Raw genomic sequence first — 271 nt, 5'->3', positions numbered from 1 at the left:
GGCCGTCCGCGTCGTGCCGTGATCGCCGTCAGTTCGCGGATGACACGTAGCCCGGAGAGAGACGTGTCTGCGACCAGCGCCAGGCATTCGCGGCTGAAGTCATCGACGATGGCCAACACCCGGAACCTGCGCCCGTCGGTGAAGGCGTCCGATACGAAATCCAGGCTCCAGCGTTCATTGGGTCGCTCGGGCACCAGCATCGGCCTGCGGGTTCCGAGCGCCCGCTTCCGGCCGCCGCGCTTCCTCACCTGCAGCCTTTCTTCGCGGTAGA

The 271-nt window shown here is 66.8% G+C and carries 1 protein-coding gene; it reads right to left on the bottom strand.

What is annotated here, in order from left to right:
* Positions 1–271, bottom strand: a 271-nt coding sequence (locus EU800_RS26440; RefSeq protein WP_129636390.1) for a DDE-type integrase/transposase/recombinase, incomplete at both ends; no start/stop codon positions are given.

Source organism: Tropicimonas sp. IMCC6043 (assembly GCF_004146235.1).
In the GTDB taxonomy this organism is placed as follows: Bacteria; Pseudomonadota; Alphaproteobacteria; order Rhodobacterales; family Rhodobacteraceae; genus Tropicimonas.
Note: the sequence above shows the minus strand (reverse complement) of the source record. Positions and strands in the feature narration are given on the sequence as shown.